Source organism: Bacillus cereus group sp. BfR-BA-01408, assembly GCF_022663305.1.
GTDB classification, from domain to species: domain Bacteria; phylum Bacillota; class Bacilli; order Bacillales; family Bacillaceae_G; genus Bacillus_A; species Bacillus_A pacificus.
Window position 1 is genome coordinate 1 of the sequence record NZ_JAKUFF010000324.1, and the last position, 223, is coordinate 223.

The window sequence follows — 223 nt, forward strand, 5'->3', positions numbered from 1 at the left end:
TTCTAATACATTCGGTTCTTCTGTTACCTTTGGCTCTTCCGGTTTTTCTAAGTCTTCTAGTTCTTCTGTTGTTTCTTCTTTATTTTCTTCTTCAATCGGTTTTACCCAGATTTCCGGCTTCTCTTTTACCTCTGGTTTTTCTAATACATTCGGTTCTTCTGTTACCTTTGGTTCTTCCGGTTTTTCTAAGTCTTCTAGTTCTTCTGTTGTTTCTTCTTTATTT

1 pseudogene is annotated in these 223 nt (G+C 35.4%); it reads right to left on the reverse strand.

Going from position 1 to position 223, the window contains the following annotated elements:
• Positions 1-223, reverse strand: a pseudogene (locus tag MR083_RS27485) (LPXTG cell wall anchor domain-containing protein); the annotation flags it as partial.